This window comes from Methanosarcina baltica (assembly GCF_055394095.1).
In genome coordinates this window covers 12,953-34,093 of sequence record NZ_AP042463.1, presented here as the reverse complement: position 1 = coordinate 34,093, position 21,141 = coordinate 12,953, and the positions used below count along the sequence as shown (strand labels likewise).

The 21,141-nt window shown below is 43.5% G+C and carries 17 protein-coding genes; 8 read left to right on the top strand and 9 right to left on the bottom strand.

Translation table 11 applies throughout. The features are described from left to right. The first annotated feature begins 190 nt into the window (after positions 1-190). The 4 genes from ACZ5QV_RS00440 to iscB all read left to right on the top strand — a co-directional run bounded on the left by ACZ5QV_RS00440 (position 191) and on the right by iscB (position 4,609). A complete protein-coding gene (locus ACZ5QV_RS00440; RefSeq protein WP_464600731.1) occupies positions 191-715 on the top strand; it encodes a tryptophan transporter in 525 nt (174 codons plus the stop codon). Next, a complete protein-coding gene (locus ACZ5QV_RS00435) occupies positions 712-2,214 on the top strand; it encodes an ABC transporter ATP-binding protein (protein WP_464600730.1) in 1,503 nt (500 codons plus the stop codon). Before ACZ5QV_RS00440 ends, ACZ5QV_RS00435 begins: the two co-directional genes overlap by 4 nt. Then, positions 2,211-2,996 (top strand): energy-coupling factor transporter transmembrane component T family protein, encoded by a 786-nt coding sequence (locus ACZ5QV_RS00430; protein WP_464600729.1) that lies wholly within the window; start codon positions 2,211-2,213, stop codon positions 2,994-2,996. The genes ACZ5QV_RS00435 and ACZ5QV_RS00430 overlap by 4 nt, the downstream gene beginning before the upstream one ends. A 392-nt stretch (positions 2,997-3,388) precedes the next feature. Next, the gene (gene iscB, locus ACZ5QV_RS00425; protein ID WP_464600728.1) at positions 3,389-4,609 is read left to right on the top strand and encodes an RNA-guided endonuclease IscB; all 1,221 of its coding nucleotides are present in this window, start codon (positions 3,389-3,391) and stop codon (positions 4,607-4,609) included. Between the two features lie 142 nt (positions 4,610-4,751). On the opposite strand, the gene ACZ5QV_RS00420 is transcribed toward iscB, so the two are convergent. Both ACZ5QV_RS00420 and ACZ5QV_RS00415 read right to left on the bottom strand, forming a co-directional pair. After that, on the bottom strand, positions 4,752-5,987 hold the full coding sequence (locus ACZ5QV_RS00420; RefSeq protein WP_464600727.1) for a PGF-pre-PGF domain-containing protein: 1,236 nt from the start codon (positions 5,985-5,987) through the stop codon (positions 4,752-4,754). Between the two features lie 7 nt (positions 5,988-5,994). Then, complete coding sequence (locus ACZ5QV_RS00415; protein ID WP_464600726.1) at positions 5,995-6,141, bottom strand: hypothetical protein; 147 nt, start codon at positions 6,139-6,141, stop codon at positions 5,995-5,997. On the opposite strand from ACZ5QV_RS00415, the gene ACZ5QV_RS00410 reads away from it, so the two are divergent. Beyond that, on the top strand, positions 6,073-6,324 hold the full coding sequence (locus ACZ5QV_RS00410; RefSeq protein WP_464602129.1) for an energy-coupling factor transporter transmembrane component T: 252 nt from the start codon (positions 6,073-6,075) through the stop codon (positions 6,322-6,324). The two genes, ACZ5QV_RS00415 and ACZ5QV_RS00410, sit on opposite strands and share 69 nt — an antisense overlap. A gap of 84 nt (positions 6,325-6,408) precedes the next feature. Here ACZ5QV_RS00410 and ACZ5QV_RS00405 read toward each other — a convergent pair whose 3' ends face one another. The 6 genes from ACZ5QV_RS00405 to ACZ5QV_RS00380 all read right to left on the bottom strand — a co-directional run bounded on the left by ACZ5QV_RS00405 (position 6,409) and on the right by ACZ5QV_RS00380 (position 16,157). Beyond that, positions 6,409-10,788: a PGF-pre-PGF domain-containing protein gene (locus tag ACZ5QV_RS00405; protein ID WP_464600725.1), complete on the bottom strand. Its 4,380-nt coding sequence runs from the start codon at positions 10,786-10,788 to the stop codon at positions 6,409-6,411. A 541-nt stretch (positions 10,789-11,329) separates the two neighbouring features. Then, positions 11,330-12,199, bottom strand: a complete 870-nt coding sequence (locus tag ACZ5QV_RS00400) for an RNA-guided endonuclease InsQ/TnpB family protein (RefSeq protein WP_464602128.1) — start codon at positions 12,197-12,199, stop codon at positions 11,330-11,332. Between the two features lie 27 nt (positions 12,200-12,226). Continuing rightward, on the bottom strand, positions 12,227-12,454 hold the full coding sequence (locus ACZ5QV_RS00395) for a hypothetical protein (RefSeq protein ID WP_464600724.1): 228 nt from the start codon (positions 12,452-12,454) through the stop codon (positions 12,227-12,229). An 891-nt stretch (positions 12,455-13,345) separates the two neighbouring features. Continuing rightward, positions 13,346-14,995, bottom strand: coding sequence for an AMP-binding protein (locus tag ACZ5QV_RS00390; protein ID WP_464600723.1), 1,650 nt, complete (start codon positions 14,993-14,995; stop codon positions 13,346-13,348). A 12-nt stretch (positions 14,996-15,007) separates the two neighbouring features. Further along, positions 15,008-15,433 carry an acyl-CoA thioesterase gene (locus ACZ5QV_RS00385; RefSeq protein WP_464600722.1) on the bottom strand — a complete coding sequence of 142 codons (426 nt, stop codon included), beginning with the start codon at positions 15,431-15,433 and terminating at the stop codon, positions 15,008-15,010. A 145-nt stretch (positions 15,434-15,578) separates the two neighbouring features. Further along, positions 15,579-16,157, bottom strand: coding sequence for a helix-turn-helix domain-containing protein (locus ACZ5QV_RS00380; RefSeq protein WP_464600721.1), 579 nt, complete (start codon positions 16,155-16,157; stop codon positions 15,579-15,581). A gap of 237 nt (positions 16,158-16,394) precedes the next feature. Between ACZ5QV_RS00380 and ACZ5QV_RS00375 the strand changes: the two genes are divergently transcribed. From ACZ5QV_RS00375 to ACZ5QV_RS00365, 3 genes are all read left to right on the top strand, one after another. Then, positions 16,395-17,528 (top strand): RNA-guided endonuclease InsQ/TnpB family protein, encoded by a 1,134-nt coding sequence (locus tag ACZ5QV_RS00375; RefSeq protein WP_464600720.1) that lies wholly within the window; start codon positions 16,395-16,397, stop codon positions 17,526-17,528. 66 nt (positions 17,529-17,594) lie between these two features. Beyond that, entirely contained in the window at positions 17,595-19,067 is a 1,473-nt protein-coding gene (tnpC, locus tag ACZ5QV_RS00370) for an IS66 family transposase (protein ID WP_464599339.1), read from the top strand. A gap of 28 nt (positions 19,068-19,095) precedes the next feature. After that, complete coding sequence (locus ACZ5QV_RS00365) at positions 19,096-19,254, top strand: zinc ribbon domain-containing protein (RefSeq protein ID WP_464602127.1); 159 nt, start codon at positions 19,096-19,098, stop codon at positions 19,252-19,254. 384 nt (positions 19,255-19,638) lie between these two features. Here ACZ5QV_RS00365 and ACZ5QV_RS00360 read toward each other — a convergent pair whose 3' ends face one another. After that, entirely contained in the window at positions 19,639-20,946 is a 1,308-nt protein-coding gene (locus ACZ5QV_RS00360) for an IS4 family transposase (protein WP_464600719.1), read from the bottom strand. Positions 20,947-21,141: the final 195 nt, after the last annotated feature.

Here is a 21,141-nt window from a genome sequence, read left to right as displayed (position 1 = left end):
TAAAGATGTCAAAACACAAGCTATATATACCAATGTACATTATTATACCTTGTTGTATTATTATGTCTAATTCGTTTTCACTGTTCACCAATCACAGGCCAATCAATGGTATCTCAATAACAAGCTCAAATTCAATCGAAATCTCAGGACAATCACACGGTAACAATCAAAAAAAATGGAAAGTGGATCAATGAAATCTCAGGATATTGCTGTTGTTGGAATTTTATTAGCAGTCGGTGCAATCGTGCGCTACTTATCTCTGGTAATCCCGGGACCCATTGTCTCGAACCTTGTAATCGCTTTTTACTGCCTTGCCATAATTCTCGTGATCCCCACCTTCAAGGAAGTAATAGGGATCGGGATAGTAGCGGGAATAGTATGTGCGCTTCTCAGCCACTCCATCTTCCCTCCTGCAAATCTCATCAGTGAACCTGTGGGAGCTGTTGTCTGTTTGCTTGCATTCACAGCGTTCCGGAACAGGTTTTCCTTCGCTCCTTCCCTGGCAATCTTTGTCGGGACCCTTGCCAGCGGGACCACCTTTGTCATCGTGGCGATGGTGATGATAGCCCCAACAATCCTCTTGAAGTTTGCAACCATGGGCGCTTTTGTTGCAGCCATAATCCCGATCGTGGTCGGGACCGCAATCGTCAACGCCATTATCGCTCAGATCCTTTACATGCCGGCCTCAAAGGTCCTTGCGAGGGGAAAAGCATGATCAGGGTCAGGGACTTCTCCTACACCTATGGCACGGCGGAAAAACCGTCTCTTGAAAGTATCAGCCTTGAAGTCCCTGCCGGAGAACTGCTCCTGGTCACGGGCCACAGTGCAGCCGGGAAAACTACCCTTGCCTTCGCCCTGGCAGGCATCCTTCACCAGGAAATAGGAGGCAGCTTCGAAGGAAGCATCACATTCAAAGGAAAGGCTATCGGAGAATTCGACGGCATGAAAGAACTGAGCCATCATGTGGGAATGGTCTTTGACGACGCCGAGTCCCAGCTTATTTTCACCACTGTCGAAGAGGAAATCTGTTCAGGCATTGAAAACCGGGGTTTCTCTGAAGCCGAAATAGAACGCCGGCTGAAAGCTGTCATGGAAATGTGCGAAATAAGCCAGCTGAAAAATCGGGCCCCACATACCCTTTCCGGAGGCCAGAAGCAGAAAGTAGCCCTGGCGGCTACCCTTGTCCTGGACACCGAAGTGCTCATCCTGGACGAAGCCACCTCGGAAATGGACACGAAAGCCGTAAAAAGAGTATTTTCAATTCTTAAAAAGTTAAAAGAAGAGGAAGGAAAAACGATCATAATCGTGGACCACAATGTGGAAGCCTTCCTGGAAATCGGGGACCGGGTAGTGCTCCTTGAGAAAGGCAGGATAAAAGAAGTAAAAAGCCCGAAAGATTTCACAGATCCCGGTGCCTGCCCTGCCGGAAATTCTGATAAAAAATCACATTTTATCCCGGAGGAAGGGACACAAAACGTTCCTCCTTTGGAAGCAAAATCCAGTACTTTCCCGATTATCTCCGTAAAGCAGCTCTCCCAGCGCTATGACGAAGTCCTGGCTCTTGAAGCCGTCAATCTGGACATCTATCCCGGAGAGTTCATTGCAATCCTGGGAGAAAACGGATCAGGAAAGACTACCCTGGTAAAGCACTTCAACGGTCTCCTTAAACCCCATTCGGGAAGTGTGACCGTAAAAGGGCTCGACACAGGACAGACCCCGATAAATGAACTGGTAAGGCACACGGGTTTGGTCTTCCAGAACCCGGACAACATGCTCTTTGAAGACACCGTTCAAGCCGAAATCGCCTTCGGATTAAACAATATCGGCGCAGGAGGAGACAGGGAAGCAATCCCTCGTGCCCTGGAACTCGTAGGGCTCGGGGGAACGGAACAGGTATTTCCCCGCCACCTGAGCAGAGGGGAACGGCAGCGTCTGGCTGTTGCCTGTGTGATTGCCATGCGCCCCGAACTGATCGTGCTCGACGAGCCGACCACAGGTCTGGACGCCGAAGAGTCCGACCGGATGATGCAGCTCATGCGCAGGCTCCAGCAGGAAGGACACACCATTGTGATGGTGACCCACAACTTGCAAATTGTGGAAAACTACGCCGAACGGGTAATCCGCATGGAATCCGGGAAAATCATTGAAGATCTGACAAAGGCGGTTCTCACTGAAACTGCCGCAGAAAGTAACAGAGGGGGTATGTGCGCATGAAAGAAATTATGCAGTACATCAACAGGGACAGCTTCTTACACCGAATGAACCCACTTTCTAAAATCGCAGCCATCACAGGAATCATAGCGCTCAGTGTTATCTCAACGGACCCTGCCGTCCTGGCTATAATGGTGCTGGGTATTTTCCTGGCTTCCCTTAAAGCCGGGCTCCAGCAGGAACTCCTTCGCCAGCTCAAGCTCCTGGTTTTCCTGAGCATCACCCTGATTTTGCTCACCGTTTTCACACTTAAGAGCGGGACCACTATCTGTTACCTGATCCCGCCCGGAATTTTTGCAGCAGGCGGAATGGTCTCAGTAACAACCGGAGCCCTTGACTTCGGCCTGGTCCTTTCTCTTCGTTTCTTTGCCATGCTTTTTGCTTTCCAGCTCCTGGTTGTCACCACAAAGCCAAGCGCTCTTATGAAAGCCCTGCTCACCATCCATGTCCCGGTAGACTATGTCCTCATGTTCGTAATCGCGCTTCGCTTCATCCCGAGTCTCCAGGTAGAAGGCCAGAAGATCCATGAAGCGCAGCTCGCAAGGGGCTACAACCCGGGAACCGGCCTCCGCGGGAAAATCAGGAGTGTAAAACCAATCCTTGTCCCCCTGGTCGCAAACTCCCTCGGAAGGACCCAGGTGCTTGGCCTGACCATGGACATGCGGGGCTACAGGCACAGACAGAGCATGGAAAAGCACAGGCTCGAATGGAATAATACGGATGTTGCAACCGTCGGATGTGTGGCGCTTATGGGAATCGGGGTCGTACTTACAGGGTTGATGTAAGCTTTAAGAACCCTGAAAAACATCAGGTCGTCAATAACCCCTCCCTGCCTCCTCACGGAGTCATGTTAAACCGTAGGCTTAACAGGAGTTTCTAATCTTCGATTAGAAACATCGAGGAAGGGGCTTGCTTGTAAAAAGCAAGTCCCGATTGACCAGATCACTGACACGGAGTTTAATATGGTCAGTAGCCGATAGGAAAGAATATTATAGTTACCCTGGAATGCCGTCTCAGTTCCAGGCTCTAAGGGTGTAAGTTAAACAGTTCTGAGAGGTAGGAACAGTGCTTGCATCATACAAAACCTTTCCATATCAGATCGAGAGGAAGACGAATTCCGAACTTGACTCCACAAGTTCAGATACGCATAACCCTATTTAATTGGGAGTAATTACAAATGTTTGTATATGTACTGAACAAGAATGGAAACCCGCTTATGCCAACAAGTCCCGCGAAAGCCAGGATTTTGTTAAAAACTAACAGGGCAAAAGTGATGAAAACCACTCCGTTCACAATCAAATTACTTTACGATAGTAAAGAATATACTCAACCAATTATTGCAGGAATGGATACGGGATCAAAACATGTCGGTTGTGCTGCAGTTTCCAATAATCAGGTAGTATACCAGTCTGAAATCGAGATCAGAGATGACATCTCTAAAAAGATGAAAGCTCGATTTAGTTATAGACGTACCCGCCGAAGCCGAAAAACCAGGTATCGACCAGCAAGATTCAACAACCGTCATAACTCCAAGAAACCTGGTAGAATCGCTCCATCAATCCATAGCAAGATCGAATCTCATATGAGAGAAAAAGATTTTGTTGAGTCCATCTTACCGATAACAAAATGGGTAGTCGAGCTTGCATCATTTGATATTCACAAAATAACAAATCCTAATGTATCGGGAACTGGATATCAAAACGGTTCAATGAAAAACCTGTATAATGCAAAAGCATACGTCCTGAGTAGAGACGGATATACATGCCAGCATTGTAAAGGCAAATCAAAAGATCGTAAACTGGATTGTCACCATATTAGATTCAAATCAAATCGTGGCACAGATACTCCCGATAATCTTATCACATTGTGTCGCACCTGCCACGACGAATTACATGCAGGTAAATTTGAAATCAATGGATCTCTCTCCAAAACAAAACATGCAACTGAAATTGGGATTATTAAATCTCAACTTAAAAAATCATCCTGGAAATTCGACGAAACGTTTGGTTACGAGTCGAAATTCAAACGAGAACAAATACTAAAACTGCCGAAAACTCACTATAACGATGCAATTGCGATATGCTGCACTGATAATCAACATGTTCAACTGGATGATACGGTATATTTCAAAAGACACGTTAGTGAGGGAGATTACCAGCAAACCAAAGGCAAACGATCCGAAAAGTCAATACCAACTGGTAAAATATTCGGAATTAGAAAATTCGACAAGATACGAACTAAAAAAGGAGAAGGATTCGTAAGGGGTCGAATGTCCAAAGGATACGGAGTATTGTGTGACATCAACTGGAACACGACGATTACAAGTGTCACCATTAAAAAGAACTGTGTCCGACTAACTGCAAGATCGACAACACTTATTCAAATAATTAAAATTTAAACCAATTTGTCGCATTCATCTCCCACCTGCCCGCCTACGGCGGTCGTGTTAAACCGCAGGTTTAACAGGAGTTTCTAATCTTCGATTAGAAACATCGAGGAAGGAGTCTTCTGCGACACGAGATAAAAAAGGAAACAAAGCCTTAACTTTGCTTCCTTAACGCCACATATCCTATCAAAATAATAACCGAAAGCAAGCCAACAGATATTAAGACATTTGTTCTACGACCGGATTTTGCATATTTTTCAACCTTTGCAGAAGATTCTACTACTGCTGAAGCATTTCCCTTCGGCACCATACCTGAAATAACCTTTGTCCCTGCGGATTCTTCTTCTTCTTCTTCCGTAGAAGAGCTTAAAAGCCGTTCATCTTCACGACCTGCCTCACCTACTGCTTCCTCAATGGCACTTATTGCAAACGGTGAAAAGCCAGACGTTTCAGCTTTGAAGTAAACATACGTTCCGTCCTCAGCCACTTCAACAGTGGGAAGTTCCTCCCACTTTTCACCATCAAATCTCCACATCCTGATAGAGACCCTATCAACACTATTCAAAGCAATCCATACCTTTTCCACCCTGAACTCCGTAATGGCGTTTTTGATGTTTTCAGGACTTGCAGTTCCTTGATTTCCTACCCAGAGGTTCATGCTTTTATAAACATTTCCAGGGGGTAACTCGGGTACCAGCGTGGATTTTCCTTTCAGCATCTCGACAATAGTTATAGTCTTTCCAAGAGTCTTTTCAGGATCGAATTCCACTGAAGTGATGCAGGTCACATTTTGAGAGAAAATAAATTTTACATGGTTTCCGTTGGTGATGAACTGCTGCGAGAGTTCTTTCACCTCAACATTACTGGCAGATTCAGGAGAACCGCCGCCTCCACCTCCACCAGAGGAGGAGCTGGAAGAAGAACTGCTACCTTCACCCTCATCTTCTACAGGTTCGCTTGCTGGGATGGACACTTCTGCTACTGAAACCCGTGTGTCACCACCTATGGTTACCGGAGTTTCCTCTTTGCGATTGAGAATTCCGCTGAAATTATAGGTACTTGCATTATCTGACGCAGTAACATTGTAGCTAAAATACTTCTGACCGAAAAGGTAGAACGTAACATTGTTATTTTGGACATCCACATCTGCCGGAAGAGAAAGCCCGGTTGTGCTCACAAAGTCAAAACCAGCAGGCAATGTTTCTACAACCTGTCCCAGGGTACCATAATCTGCAGTTGTTATGTTAACTGTGAACTCCTCTCCCGGTGCGATTGTACCGGATGAAAGAGTCCTGGTAGCCGATATGTCAGCTGCTGCTGTTGACGATGTCATGAACGTAGCGGTAAAGAGCAACAGGACTAACAATAAATTTTTTTCCAATGTACTCATTCTTATTTCACCCCCAAATAAGCAAAATTAAGGAAGTATGTACTCCCACATCTTCATTTAATTGATGTTTTTCCAGGTATTTTAAATATTTCCTTGCAGGCATCTCGCCACTTGTAGCAAAATAATCTTCTATGTAGAAATCAAGCGCATCCACGAAGCGCAGCTCGCAAGGGGCTACAACCCGGGAACCGGCCTCCGCGGGAAAATCAGGAGTGTAAAACCAATCCTTATCCCCCTGGTCGCAAACTCCCTCGGAAGGACCCAGGTGCTTGGCCTGACCATGGACATGCGGGGCTACAGGCACAGACAGAGTGTGGAAAAGCACAGGCTGGAATAAGAAGGATGTTGCAACCGTCGGATGTGTGGCGCTTATGGGAATCGGAGTCGTACTGACAGGGTTGATGTAAGTTCTATGATTTTTTCAATTCCTTTTTTGCGACAACATATAAGCAACAAAACACATCAGAGAGAGCAGGCCTATGGAAATAAATACCTTTGCGGGCTTTACTCCGACCGCTCCCTCATTTGCACTGCCTGAAACAAGGGCCCCCTCTTCCCCAGATAATTTTCCACCAAAGGGTGACATTTTTGTCATGTTCGGGTCCTCTCCTAAAAAGGGGGGCATTCCATCTTCTTCGATGGGCATTTTCAGAGACGAGGCCTCTTCCACAAGTGCGGTTATAGCAAACGGGGAAAAACCATGGGTTTCGGCCTCATAATAGCTGTATAAGGCATCTTCCCCGATCTGCCGACTGGAAAGCTCTTCCCAGGTCTCGTTGTATCTCCAGAGCCTTATAGTACTCGCATCACTCCCGGTTGAAGAGAGCCAGGCTTTCTCCACCTTAAAGCCTACAAGCTCGTTTTCTATGTTTTTGGAGCTTGCGGTTCCTGAGTTTCCTACCCATATATTGAAGTTTTTATAGAGCAGCCCGGGGGGAAGAGCCGGAACGAGTGTGGATTTGCCTTTCAGCAGCTCCACGATAGTCGTGATTTTACCCAGAGTTCTCCTGGAGTCAAAATTGACCGAAGTGATACAGGTCACGTTTTGCGGGAAGCTGAATTTCACAGGGTTGCCGTTGGAGATAAATTCCTGTGAAAGCTCTTTGACCTCGACGTTACTCGCAGGTTCGGGAGAGCCCCCACCCCCTCCGCCTCCCCCACTTCCGCTTCCCCCACCGCCGGAAGAATCGTCGTCGGAATTGTCGGGTTTATCTCCGGAAGAACCGTTTTCGATTTTTATTGGGTCAAAGTTTTGTTCCTTAAGCTTGCCTTCGAATCCGGAATCGGTCTTTTCTTTCCATAAAACAAAAGTAACCCTGTATAAGCCATTGAGAATTTCAGAGGGGACCACCCAGTCCGGTTTCACACTTCCACTTTTACCCGCATCGAGCTCTATAGCTTCGTATACTGTATATTGAGACTCAGGATAGGCCTGATTTTCAATGTGCATACTCACAAAAAATTCATGAGTCTGGCTTCCGGTATTGCTCACCCACATGACAGGTTGAATTCTGTCCCCCGGTTCATATGTCTCGGTCGGGAAATAATATATACTTATTAAACTAGCATTGACATCCTCCTCATTCGTATAATTATATGGCACTGATTTGGAGCCCTCATATATTGTCACAGGAGTGTCCGGCGGAGTTTTCCAGCCTGAAACGTTATTGAACCGGATTGTGTAATCTCCGACTGGAATTTCTGTTACAGTCTGATCGCTGGAATGCCATTCAGTATCCGGGCCTTCTGTGAGCTTCCATTTCGCCTCTGTCCTTACTTCCTCGGGGTTAATTGTTACGGTTAAGTCGCCTGTTTCAATTACTGCTTCATAACTTGCGGATACTGGATTGGAGCCTTTTTTAATACTCATTGTCTGGTCAGATGGTCTGGTCCAGCCTGAAACATCATTGAACCGGACTGTGTAATCTCCAGTTGGAATTTCTGTTACAGTCTGTTCGCTGGAATGCCATGTCGTATCCGGGCCTTCTGTGAGCTGCCATTTCGCCTCTGTCCTTATTTCCTCGGGGTTAATTGTTACGGTTAAGTCGCCTGTTTCAATTACTGCTTCATAACTTGCGGATACTGGATTGGAGCCTTTTTTAATACTCATTGTCTGGTCAGATGGTCTGGTCCAGCCTGAAACATCATTGAACCGGACTGTGCAATCTCCAGTTGGAATTTCTGTTACAGTCTGTTCGCTGGAATGCCATGTCGTATCCGGGCCTTCTGTGAGCTTCCATTTCGCCTCTGTCCTTACGTCCTCGGGGTTAATTGTTACGGTTAAGTCGCCTGTTTCAATTACTGCTTCATAACTTGCGGATGTGGTCTTTTGTCCCTCATTTACTGTCACAGGAGCGTCAGAGGGGGTCTTCCATCCTGAAACATCATTGAAGCGGATTGTGTAATCTCCGACTGGAATTTCTGTTATAGTCTGATCGCTGGAATGCCATGTCGTATTGGGGCCTTCTGTAAGCTGCCATTTCGCCTCTGTCCTTACGTCCTCGGGGTTAATTGTTACGGTTAAGTCGCCTGTTTCAATTACTGCTTCATAACTTGCGGATGTGGTCTTTTGTCCCTCATTTACTGTCACAGGAGCGTCAGAGGGGGTCTTCCATCCTGAAACATCATTGAAGCGGATTGTGTAATCTCCGACTGGTATTTCTGTTACAGTCTGTCCGCTGGAATGCCAGGCTGTATCCGGGCCTTCTGTAAGCTGCCATTTCGCCTCTGTCCTTACTTCCTCGGGGTTAATTGTTACGGTTATGTTGCCTGTTTGAATTTCTTTTTCGTAACTTGCGGATGCGGAGTTAGGCCCCTCATTTACTGTCACAGGAGTGTCAGAAGGCCTGGTCCAGCCTGAAACATCATTGAACCGAATCGTGTAATCTCCGACTGGAATTTCTGTTACAGTTTCTTCACTCTCGTGCCATTCAGTATCCGGGCCTTCTGTAAGCTGCCATTTCGCCTCTGTCCTTACTTCCTCGGGGTTAATTGTTACGGTTAAGTCGCCTGTTTGAATTTCTTTTTCGTAACTTGCGAATACGGGATTGAAGCCTTTTTTAATACTCACTGTCTGGTCAGAAGGCCTGGCCCAGCCTGAAACATCATTGAAGCGGATTGTGTAATCTCCGACTGGAATTTTTGTTACAGTCTGTCCGCTGGAATGCCAGGTCGTATCCGGGCCTTCTGTGAGCTGCCATTTTGCATAAGCTGTAACGTCAGAAGGGCTTATGCTTACTTTTAAAGAGCCGTACTTATTAATTTTTTTCAGGTGGTGGTCAGAAGCCGCGTCGTCAATATCGCTGAGAAATACATCATCCCCAAGATATTTTCCAAAGACTTCTACTTCGTCACCCACCGTTACGCTGTCCACAAGGGCGAGACCGCTCCTGTGGCCCGTGACGAAAATTACATCTCCTGCCGCAAGTTCCCCTGTGGGGTCATTCAGGATTTCTGTGATTTCAACGTCAAATGAATAATAAGAAGTAAACGGCCCCTCTTCCAAAATTATTCCTCTGAACTTCAGTTCTTCAGAATCGGGAAGGGATATGGGAATACCGTACTCATAGGCATTCCAGCCCTGCTGGTCAGGTTTCCCTGAGGATGTGGGGTCTCTTTCGTAGTCGTCGGTCGCATTATTTTTAAGGGCTGCCCTTACCAGAAATATGATTTTCTCCGAACCAACGGCAGGTTCTACGTTGATCGTGAGAGTTTCTTCCTGTTCTGAGTCCCATTCCGGGGCATAGAGTTCGGCAAGCGGATATATAGAAGTCATCTGGCCGTCTACACCCCATATTGTACTCCCGGGAGGATAATTTTCATTAGCGTTCCCGGTCCCGGCCACATTTATGATATTTCCCCCTTCCGGGAAAGAAACGTATATATAACCTTCACTCGACTTGCCGGCTCTGTTTCTTAAAGTTACGGAAATGGCGGCGGTCTCCCCTTCGGAAAGCTCAGGGGGGTAGGACACATCAATAATTTCAGGAGAAGGTGCCGTATCTTTTTCCGTAAGCCAGTTTACAATGTTTAGACCAAGCACACCGTTATCGTATTCGTTGAAAGCAACGATCCCGTCTCTATCGGTATCCGAGTTATCAAAAATGTTCCTGTCAGGAATGATCACTATCTTATCCACAGTCGAGCAGGCTATAACCGGCTGCTGTCCACAGGACTCGCCTGTATCATATACATAATCCCCGTCTTCGTCCAGCCAGCTATCATCATCGCTATATGCGACTCCGGTTATCGGCCCCTCAGCAGATGCCATCGGGATATATGACCCTTTATAAATTATAATCTGCTCGACATTTTCCGTTATTGGATGGGTTTCAAAATTCCTGATTTTTATCCATTTCGGAAAATACACATAGTTTGTCGGGTCACAGACAATAGCGTCTCCAAACCAGCCGACAGAACTCCCGGTTAAATCCTCTGCCAGGTCGTTAACTAATTCCGCTTTACCCCCACACATGAGAAGGCCTTTATTCTGGATTTTAACAAAATCATTTATTACTTTTTTTTCACTGCTGGGAAGTGAATTCTCAAGTGCTATTATCAATAAAGCGTCATAATTTTCAAGCCGGTCTGAGCTAAAAGGCCTGGAAATCTGATCTACGCTATGGCCCTGAGCTTCTAATGCGCTTGCATAATAATACAAACCACCTTCCATTTTTCCCGTATATGAAATGGATTTATAGTCACTGTAAAAAGCTATATTTGACGCTGAAGCTCCGGATATCAAAATTACTTCAACCAGAAAAAATACGACGATGGCAGCAAGGATAATATTTGTTCTCATCCTGGTAAAAACCTTTATAGAAGAAGCACTCCCGGAAACATCCACACAAATCACCCAACTCCCTAATAAACGAAATTCAGAACTGAAGTACTCTAAAGAAAAGAGAATGCCCCATGGCATGGTCAATTAACAATAATTATAAAAAGAGGATTATAAAATCTTTGAAATATTTCTCAGTACTATCTCTCAGAAACAATGATCAGGTCGGCTGACTGATCCTCAAAAATTATCGAGGATAGGTCAGGGTTTTTTAGGTCAGAGTTTTTGAGTAAGAGAACACCTGCCTTTCGGTGTGGAAATGTGGAGAAAAACAGTAGAAAATGATGCGCCCCTCTACTGACACCAGGGTATTTTCGCATCCTTGCCCCGGCAATCATTAAATCTGGCCTTTGAAAGTTAGCTCCGAAAAGTAGCTCAAAAAAGTAGCGTGAACTACCCCCACCTGTCAGCCTTCGGCTGTCGTGTTAAACCATAGGTTTAACAGGAGTTTCTAATTTTCAATTAGAAACACCGAGGAAGGGGCTTCCTTCGAGTACTTGAATCATTTAGGAATTGGTTCTAAGAACTCAATCCCTATCTTCAAGCCTGTTTGTCGAAGATTATCGGCAAAGTACCGATAGCCTGTCCATAAGGCATTCTGTGATAGGAAACGTTCCATTATATTTATCGCACTGTTTCTATCTCGGTCGATTTCGTTTCCACAATCACATTTCATAGTTCTTTCCCATAAAGGCATATTATGTCGTTTTTTACAGACATAGCATTCTTTAGAGGTATAACTTTCATCAATTCTTATTGTTTTCTTACCTATTTTTTCCGCTTTGTAGGTTAAGAATTCGATGAAACGGGAAAGATACCCCTGATTTTGAGTAGACCTATTTATGCCCTTCTTTCTCTTGCCTTTGTACTTTTTAGATTTTGCCATTTTTTTGACACTGAGCTTCCCCACAATGATAGTATTCGATTTTGTGTTCTCAACCATCGTTTTAGAAAGCTTATGCTGAAAGTCTTTTATTTGATTGGACTTTTTCTTTTCCATTTTCCGGTAAATTCGATGAAGTACCCACCACCTTTTACTATGTTTTTTGCAGTGATCCCGGCGGGACTTAATACTGTCCATTTTTTTATTCCAGTACTTATCAGGCCGTGGAGTTACGACTTCAAAAAATTTACCTTCGGAGTTAACTGCGGTTACAGTTTTTGTAATCCCTAAATCAATCGCCTGATATAATCCATTATCCTTATATGTTAGTTCTGGCTCATAATCGAAAACGATTGATATGAAAAATTCCCCTCTTGCCTTATAAGGATCAGAATTATATATTTCAACCTGTTTAATATTAAGGTTGTTGTACTCAGACCCGATTTTAAAGGATAAAGGTACATCATTTACTTTATGTGATAATTTTATAATTCCGTCCTTAACCTTGAATCCTGATTAATTATATTTCAAATTCTGTAAGTACTTGTATCCTCTGAAATTCGGAGGACGAGACGACTTATCGCCATTCTTTACAAGTGCAAAAAATGATTTATAATTTGCATCAAGTGTCCTTAATGTTCCTTGAAGGACTTTTGAATATACTTTTTTGTATTCTGGAAAACGCTCTTTAAGTTCGGGGAGCTTATTCTGCTGTTCGACATAACTTATTGAATTTACTTTCATAGTCCATGCATCTTTACGTTCTGCAAGTGCAAAATTATAGATATTCCGGCATAGCTCTGAAATGGTCCAGAGGACATCGACCTATTCCTCTGAGGGGAGGATTTTGACTTTGTTGGTTAGGTGCATGTGAACACCATATACAAGGCTTTAATATTATGTGAATATATCGTATATATTTATATTATATGAGATATTTATGAATGATCCGCCCGTTCTGGTATATTGGCAGTTTGATATATTTAAACCGGCCCCAGTAGTCTCGACGCATTCATCCCCCACCTGCCAGCCTCCGGCTGTCGAGGAAGTGGAATTCTGCTGTCTGTCTTAAAAAAATAGCTTAAAAAAGTAGAAATTAATATTCAAAATCGGGAATTTTTATGGTGATTGATTGAGAGCCCTTTTGGCCCATGGGCTCTCAATCGATGAAACCCCCCAATCCAAAGAATACTCCCACATATTCTTTGAAAAACGCATGTACATTTTATTCCCATGTACAATACTCCTTAATGCTAAAATTGTATATATAATAAATTATGGCAAATTTTTAATTCATTCGTGTGTTTTTATGCCTCATGTATATTTTAGTTCATTGAATTTTTTGCTTCTTTTAATTGTTTTTAAAGGCTTAGCTATTTTAATTTCATATATATATTTTGAGCTATGAAATAATTTGACGGCATTAAAATATTCATGTCCACATACTTAAAATTTCAATAATAATCAAAAAAACCAGGACATAAGTCGAAAATCATACTATTTTGGAAACAAAAATATAAAATATTCTAAACGGCCTGGGGGGCGGAGATGGCCGGAAAAAATACCGGGGCATGTGAAACCCCGGCTTTCCGGACATCATACCTTTAAAAAAATTCACAGCTTACTGCTTACAGCTTACAAATTATTCTTTTTTTGTTCGATTAGTTCAACGGACAGTTCTCTGAGTTTATACTTCTGGATCTTGCCGCTTGCGGTAAGGGGAAACTCTTCCACAATAAATACATGTTTTGGGACCTTGTAACGGGCAATCCGGCTGATGGCATAATCGCGGATGTCCTCTTCGGTCAGGTCGGCCCCTTCTTCCGGGATTACGAAAGCGCCCACGATTTCTCCATACTTTTCATCCGGAATTCCGACAACCTGAACGTCCTTTACCCTGTCCATGGAATGAATGAACTCTTCGATTTCCCTGGGGTAGATGTTTTCCCCGCCCCGGATAATCATGTCCTTGATTCGGCCTGTTATTCGGTAATAGCCTTTTTCGTCACAGGTCCCGAGGTCTCCGCTGTGCAGCCAGCCCCGCTCGTCGATTGCCTTCTTTGTGGCCTCCGGCATCTTGTAATAGCCTTTCATTACATTATAGCCGCGACAGCAAAGTTCCCCCACGGTATTTGGGGGAAGGAGATCTCCCGTATCAGGGTCCATGACACAGACTTCCACGCCCGGAAAGGACTTTCCGACGGTTTCCACCCTGAGTTTCAGAGGGTCGTTGGTCGTGGTCTGGGTCATGCCGGGGGAGGCTTCCGTAAGGCCGTAGACACTGGTAATTTCGTAGCAGTGCATGTCCTCGACAACCTTCTTCATGGCCTCGACAGGACAGGTGGAACCTGCCATGATCCCGGTCCTGAGAGAGGAAAGGTCGAACATGTCAAACATTGGGTGGGTGTACTCGGCAATGAACATGGTCGGGACCCCGTAGAGAGCCGTACACTTCTCTTTCTGAAGGGCTGCCAGCACCAGGAGGGGGTCGAAAACTTCCAGCATCACAAGAGTCGCCCTGTGAGTCAGGACAGCCATTACCCCGAGCACGGTTCCGAAACAGTGGAAGAGGGGGACAGGCAGGCAGAGCCGTTCCTCATGCGTGAACTTCTGCCGGTCTCCTATGGAGAGCCCGTTGTTCAGAATATTACTGTGGGTCAGCATAACCCCTTTCGGAAAACCGGTGGTCCCTGAGGTGTACTGCATATTGACAACATCATCACAGTGGACGCTTGCCTTGATTTTCAGGAATTCCTCATCCGGGGAATGATGTCCGAGGAGCATGAGCTCGTTTGTGTTATACATGCCCCTGTGCTTTTCCTGGCCCACGTAAATCACGCTTTTTAGGTGGGGGAATTTCTCGCTTTTCAGCCTTCCACGTTCACTGCTCCGGAGTTCCGGGACCAGCTCGTACATAACCTGCAGATAATCAATGTCTCTGAAACGGTCAACTATAGCCAGGGCTTTCATATCCGACTGCTTGAGGACGTACTCGACCTCATGGCTCCTGTAGGCGGTATTTACCGTAACCAGGACCACCCCTATCTTGGAGGTCGCAAACATGAAGGTCAGCCAGTCCGGGACGTTTCGGGCCCAGATGCCCACATGGTCGCCTTTTTTTATCCCGATTGCAAGCAGGCCTTTCGCAAGATCGTTTACCCTTTCATTGAACTGCCCGTAGGTGAAGCGCAGATCCCGGTCAGGATAGACAATAAATTCGTGGTCAGGGTCAATTTCGACCTGTTTTTCAAAATATAATCCGATGGGGTCTTCTATAAGCTGCATGGTCTCAGCCTCTCATTTTGCAGGGGAATCTTCGTTTTCCGGGGAAATCAGGTGCTCTTCCAGGACTTTTCGGAATCGGGCAGGAATGGGAAAGGCTTTCTGGAGCTTGAAGTCGTAGTAGACAAGCACTGCCTGGCCTTTTGATTTCAATCCTCCTCTCTGCCAGGCCTCATGCCCGACAGTAAAGGAACTGTTCCCGATCTTTACGATGTAAGTTCTGATTTCAACATCCCCGTCAAAATACATCTGACCAAGGAAGTCAAAATCTGTCCTTACCAGAATAAGGTTCCATTTTTCAGGACTGAGGTCAAGATCAGGCGAAAAGAGCCGGAAGATTGAATTTCGGCCCGTTTCGAACCAGACCGGAAGCACGGTGTTATTCACATGTCCGAGCCCGTCAACATCCCCGAAGCGCGGGGCTACCGTTGTGGTAAACATAAATAAGGATTCCTTCTAGTTTTTTAAATTTATGAAATTTTTCAAAACATTTTCCATTTAAGGATTCAATTCGGAAATTACGGCAATTTTTCGGTTCAGAATTCAATCCGAAAATTCCGGAAATAAGAGAAGGGAGAAAAACCCTTCAGAAAGGAGCGTAGACGACAGCCAGGATTTTTGCGTCTTCGGCCCCGGCGGTGTGCAGGTCATGGGGAACGATGGAGTCGTAGTAGATGCTGTCTCCTTCACTCAGGCTGTGGACTTCTTTCCCGTAGAAGATCTCTATTTCCCCGGCGAGGACATAGATGAATTCTTCTCCTTCGTGAGATGAAAGTTTATGGCTTTCTTCAGGAGAAACCTTTATATCAATGATAAAAGGCTCCATGTGGCGGTCGGCCTTATCCGAGGCAAGGGAATAGAAATCCAGTGCGCTCTCTTTGGGCTGCTCGGTCTTACCGGAAAACCTGACCACGTTTTCGGACTGCCCTGCCCTGACAATGACCGGCCCGCTTTGGGGCATGTCATCCAGAAAAGTACCGAGTCGGACACCTAAAGCCCGGGCGAGCTTCAGTAAAGGAGTTAAGGATGGAACAAGGGCTCCGTTTTCTAACTGCTCGATTAATTCCACGCTGCTGTTACTGGATTCAGCAAGCTGTTCCACTGTCATTTTTTGAGTTTCCCTGAGCTGACGGATCTTCTTTCCGACACGGTTCTCTTCTGGCATAATTGTGTATCCTCACATCTGTTTTATAAAATCAGACCCTGGTTTATAGAAAAAGCCGGAGTCATTTACGAGCCGCTTTATCGGCTTACTCTTTTTTGCAAAGACATTATATAAAAAATATACGTTATGCTTTATTTTCAACTATATAAGCTGGAGTCCCCTTCCTCGATGTTTCTAATCGAAGATTAGAAACTCCTGTTAAACCTGCGGTTTAACACGGCAGCCGAAGGCTGGCAGGTGGGGGAGGAATGCGTCCTCCTTTACAGGGGCCATATTTTCACTGAAAACGTTTCTATAATATCTGGTGAATGTATCTATTGCATGGATTCTATAAAAACATTAGAACTAAAAATCCTAAATCCTGATCGTGATTTAGAGGAAACCATGCAAAAGTACGCAAAAGGGATGAATTACGTTTCTGAAATTGTTTATGGAAACGGGGAACCAATTGCGTCAGCTAAATTACAATCTTTAGTTTACGCCCATCTAAGGGAGGAACTGGGGCTCAAATCTCAAGTAAGTTGCAACATTCCGAGACAGGTAGCAGGAACTTACAAAACAATAGTTGAACTTATAAAAATCGGTATGAGTCACTGGCAAAGGATAACCTATTCCGCAAGTTCTATGACTTTATCATACAAAAGAGATTTTACTATATTTCCTGATTCTGTGAGCATTACGACTTATAGTTCTGGAAGAAAAATTTATAAAATACAAAATTATGAATATGCTTTACAGTTCTTTTCAGAACCATGGAAATTTGCAGCTTCCAAAGTAGTGAAACATAAAGATGGAGATTACTATTTTCATTTAACAGTATCACAGGGAATAGAAGAAAAGCCAATTACAGAAGCATCTAACTTTATGGGTGTTGATGTTGGCTTAAACTATCTGGCTGTAGGTTCTACAACTGATAAAAAATGTGTTTTTTATAAAGGAGGACACATTAAAGACCTTCGTAACAGATACAAGAAACTTAGGGCAAGATTACAATCTAAGGGCACTTTATCAGCTAAAAGGGTTATAAAACATCTATCTGATAAAGAGAAACGGCTTATGAAAGATGTAAATCATTGCATTTCTAAAAAAATAGTTTCTTTTGCACTTGAAAATGAAGTATCAGTAATAAGTCTTGAAGACATAACCGGGATAAGGGAAAATACAGTACGGAAAAGAAAAAAAGTAAATAGGTATCATCATAGCAGTTGGGCATATAGGCAACTACAGGATTTCATAGAGTACAAAGCAATTGAAAAAGGTATTTCTGTAGAATATGTTGACCCTGCCTATACATCTCAAGCCTGTTCCCGGTGCAACCACATACAGAAAAGTAATAGAAAGAAAAATGGTAACTATTCAGCCATACTTTGAACAAAGGCAATTTTTCCTCGTTTCGAGGAAAAATTGCATATAAAATAACTCTATCTCTTCAGTATCATGCTTACACGTGAAGAGATTCTTGAAATCTATGAAGAAGGCCCTGAAGCAGTCGTTGCTGTAATTCAGAGACTTGAGACTATCATAGAGAAACAGGCTTCTCAAATTGCTGAACTTGAGGAACGTGTAAGGGTTTTAGAGGCTCGTCTAAATCAAAACAGCCAAAACAGCAGTAAACCTCCTTCTACTGACGTTTTTGTGAATGAAAAACCTAAACCTAAGAGTAGCCGCACAAGAAGTGGGAAAAAACCTGGTGGTCAAAAAGGTCATTCTGGAAGTACTTTCGAAATGGTTGGGGATCCTGACCATATAATATTTCATTCCCCTCACTGCTGTGAAAATTGTGGTCATGATCTTGAAGATACTGAAGTTCGGGACTGTGAACGCAGGCAAGAAGCTGATATTCCTCCTGTGAACATCATATTTACCGAACATCGTGCTGAGTCCAAGAAATGCCCTCACTGTGGGAAAATAAACAAAGGTACTTTTCCAGACTCTATAAAATTCCCTATTCAATATGGACCTCGCCTTTTATCCTCTCTTGTATATTTAAGGAACTTTCAATTGATTCCTTATAAACGGATTTGTGATTTGTCAGAGGACTTTTATGGAATACGTATCAGCCCTGCTACCATAAAAAGAGCTGAAAAGGAATTATTCCAGAAATTGGAACCTTTCGAAAAAGCTGTTTTCGAACATCTACGGGTAGCCTATTCTGTACATTGTGATGAAACAGGAATGAGGGTTTTAGGGACAAAATGGTGGCTCCATGTTGTTTCAAACAGTCTGTGGACATACTATTTTGTACATCCAAAAAGAGGATCAGAGGCAATGAATGCTTTGGGTTTTCTTCCAGAATACAAGGGGGTAGTAGTTCATGATGGTTGGGCATCATACAACAAATATGGATGTGAACATGCTCTCTGCAATGCTCATCTTAAGAGGGACCTCACTGGAGTTGAAGAGAATTTTGAGCAGCAATGGGCTAAAAAAGTAAATGAACTTCTGAGTGAAGTAAAAAAATATACCGACGAATGCAGAGAAATGGAAATTCCAATAGATCCAATAAAAGTCAGGGCATTCGAGGAAATATACGATAAAATAATTAAAGAGGGAATTGAAGAAAATCCACCTCCTGACCTCTCAAAACAGGTTAAAAAAAGAGGAAGACCAGCACAAACAAAAGCAAAGAATCTCCTTGATAGGTTCATAAAATACAAGGATAGGATTCTGAAATTCCTCAATGACCTGAGAGTTCCATTTGATAATAATCAAGCAGAGCGAGACATCAGAATGATGAAGCTACAACAGAAGATTTCGGGAACTTTCCGAAGCATCGAAGGAGCGGTAGCTTTCTGCAGAATTCGGGGATACATATCCACTATTAGAAAGAATAGCTTGAATGTCATGGATGCTATTCGAGCGGCGCTCAATGGAGCGCCGCTATTATCCGATAGTTGCAACATTAGCTGAAACTATGCTTTTTTTATCAGTAGGCTGAATAGTTACGAAAAATGATTTTAAGTGCAAAGTCTGCGGTTTCGAGCTTCATGCAGACCTTAACGCAGCAAGAAACATAGAGAACAGAATACGAGAAGCCAGGTATATCTTGGAGTCTCAGGGGTGCCCGTCAACCACCCAGACGAATAAAATGATCTGAGAGCATAATCAGGGATATTCAAGCCCCTTCCTCGGCAGCCGGAGGCTGACAGGTGGGGGTAGTTGACTCATTGATTAATATATGGAATAGTTTGGAGTTAAGGGGCCGGGATTGCTTTCGAAAAAGATGTTGAAAACGGAAAAAATTGATAAATTTTTAAAAGAAGTGACAAGGATTCTTCGAGATCCTGAACAATCAAGCAACAAACCTCCTGATTAATCAGATGTTCTCTTTTTATCCGGTTGATATTATTCGACAATAATTAGAATGGAACTTTAAGCTCCTTTTTTCCATTTTTTACTGTGGCCAGAATCAACCTCATTGGTCATCGGTTAAGGATTTGTATCGCTCTCATGATACCGTTTTTTCATTTCAGTCCCTAACTCACGTAGACCATTCATCCCTAAATCTTTTTCTATTGACATGCGGGTCCAAAGCTTGACTTTCGTAGACTTTCATCACAGTTTCAAAAGTTCTTTCAATACCAGCTCTATGTAAAATAACTGTCAGCAAATCTGACGCATTTTCTGCAAATATTGTGCTCCAGCGCAACTGTGTATATCGAACCATCTTTTCAGGATGAGGTGTCGAGTTTCTTACAATATTATATAGTCTTCTGCTAACGATTAACGTCAACATTGCTGTCCATATTAGAGCTTCAATAACCTGCTCATTTTTTGTATCAAGGACGTCAAGTGAATATCTACTTTTCAATTCCTTGAAAAGTAGTTCTATGTCCCACCTTGCTCCATATAATGTTGCAATGTCTTTTGTATTCAGAACATCTTTTTGAATGTTTGTTATGTACCTGTGATACTTGTTTTCTTCAGTGTTATATACTGCAACAAGGCGCACATGCATCTCATCCATTTTTTGCTTGTCATTATATGATCTTCTCTTGAACTTCATTTTTACAACTGCATCAAGATCTTTTCCATCAAGTATCTCTATGCATTCACTGACACGTTTTCCAATCAAATCTTTATGCTTTTTTTTAGGAATGCCCTCTTCAATAGAAACAATAATGGGGTCCATATTTGATTTAATTCTGGATACGAAGAATCCTCCATTTTCTTCAATTTTTACAAATGACCACTTTTTAAAGAAACCCAGATCAATGAGGAGAATACGATCTTTTACCCAAGGACCAATCGTCAATGTTTTTATCTCAGCTGTTCTTTCCCCATACAAAGCAACAGTTTTAGGTCCATTAGCAAGTACACTGACCAGAACACTCAGTTTCATTCCAGCGGTGCCCTTAATTGCTCTTGCTGCTGGGAACTTCTCTGCCAATGATTTGTGAAGACGAATGATTGTACTATCCTGGATGAAAATATCCTCAAAATTTTCAAGTTTTTTATTCAATTTTTTCCCAGGTTCCTTTGCAAGCTCTTCCATACCATGAATCACACACTGATGAAGAAAATCAACTAATTCTGGGGTGAAACGATAGTACCAACTGCTATCGCTTACTGTGGTATTTGCTTCCTTTTCATATTGCCTTTTCAAACTGGCAATTGTACGCTGTAAACGTACGCCAAAACTAAGAGTTAATACCCAAAAAAGGATTACAGGGTCAATTTTACGTTCACGTTTTATAAGACCAGTTTCTTTGGCAGTTTGCCTTAACCAATCTTCGGGAAACATTTCCCGAAGAGAATCTTCAAGGTTGGGTTGGGAACGGGGGGGCATAGCTACATTGATATTTAACTCATTAATATAAAAAACGTGTGCAAGAGTGAGTATTTAATGCTTAACCGATGACGCATGAAGCAAGATCTACTAAAACAAGGATTGAAACTCAGAGAGCTGCTTTTTGAGGTCATTCTTATCCATGAATTTGTGAGCAAGATCCACTAAAACAAGGATTGAAACAGTTGTCCGCCT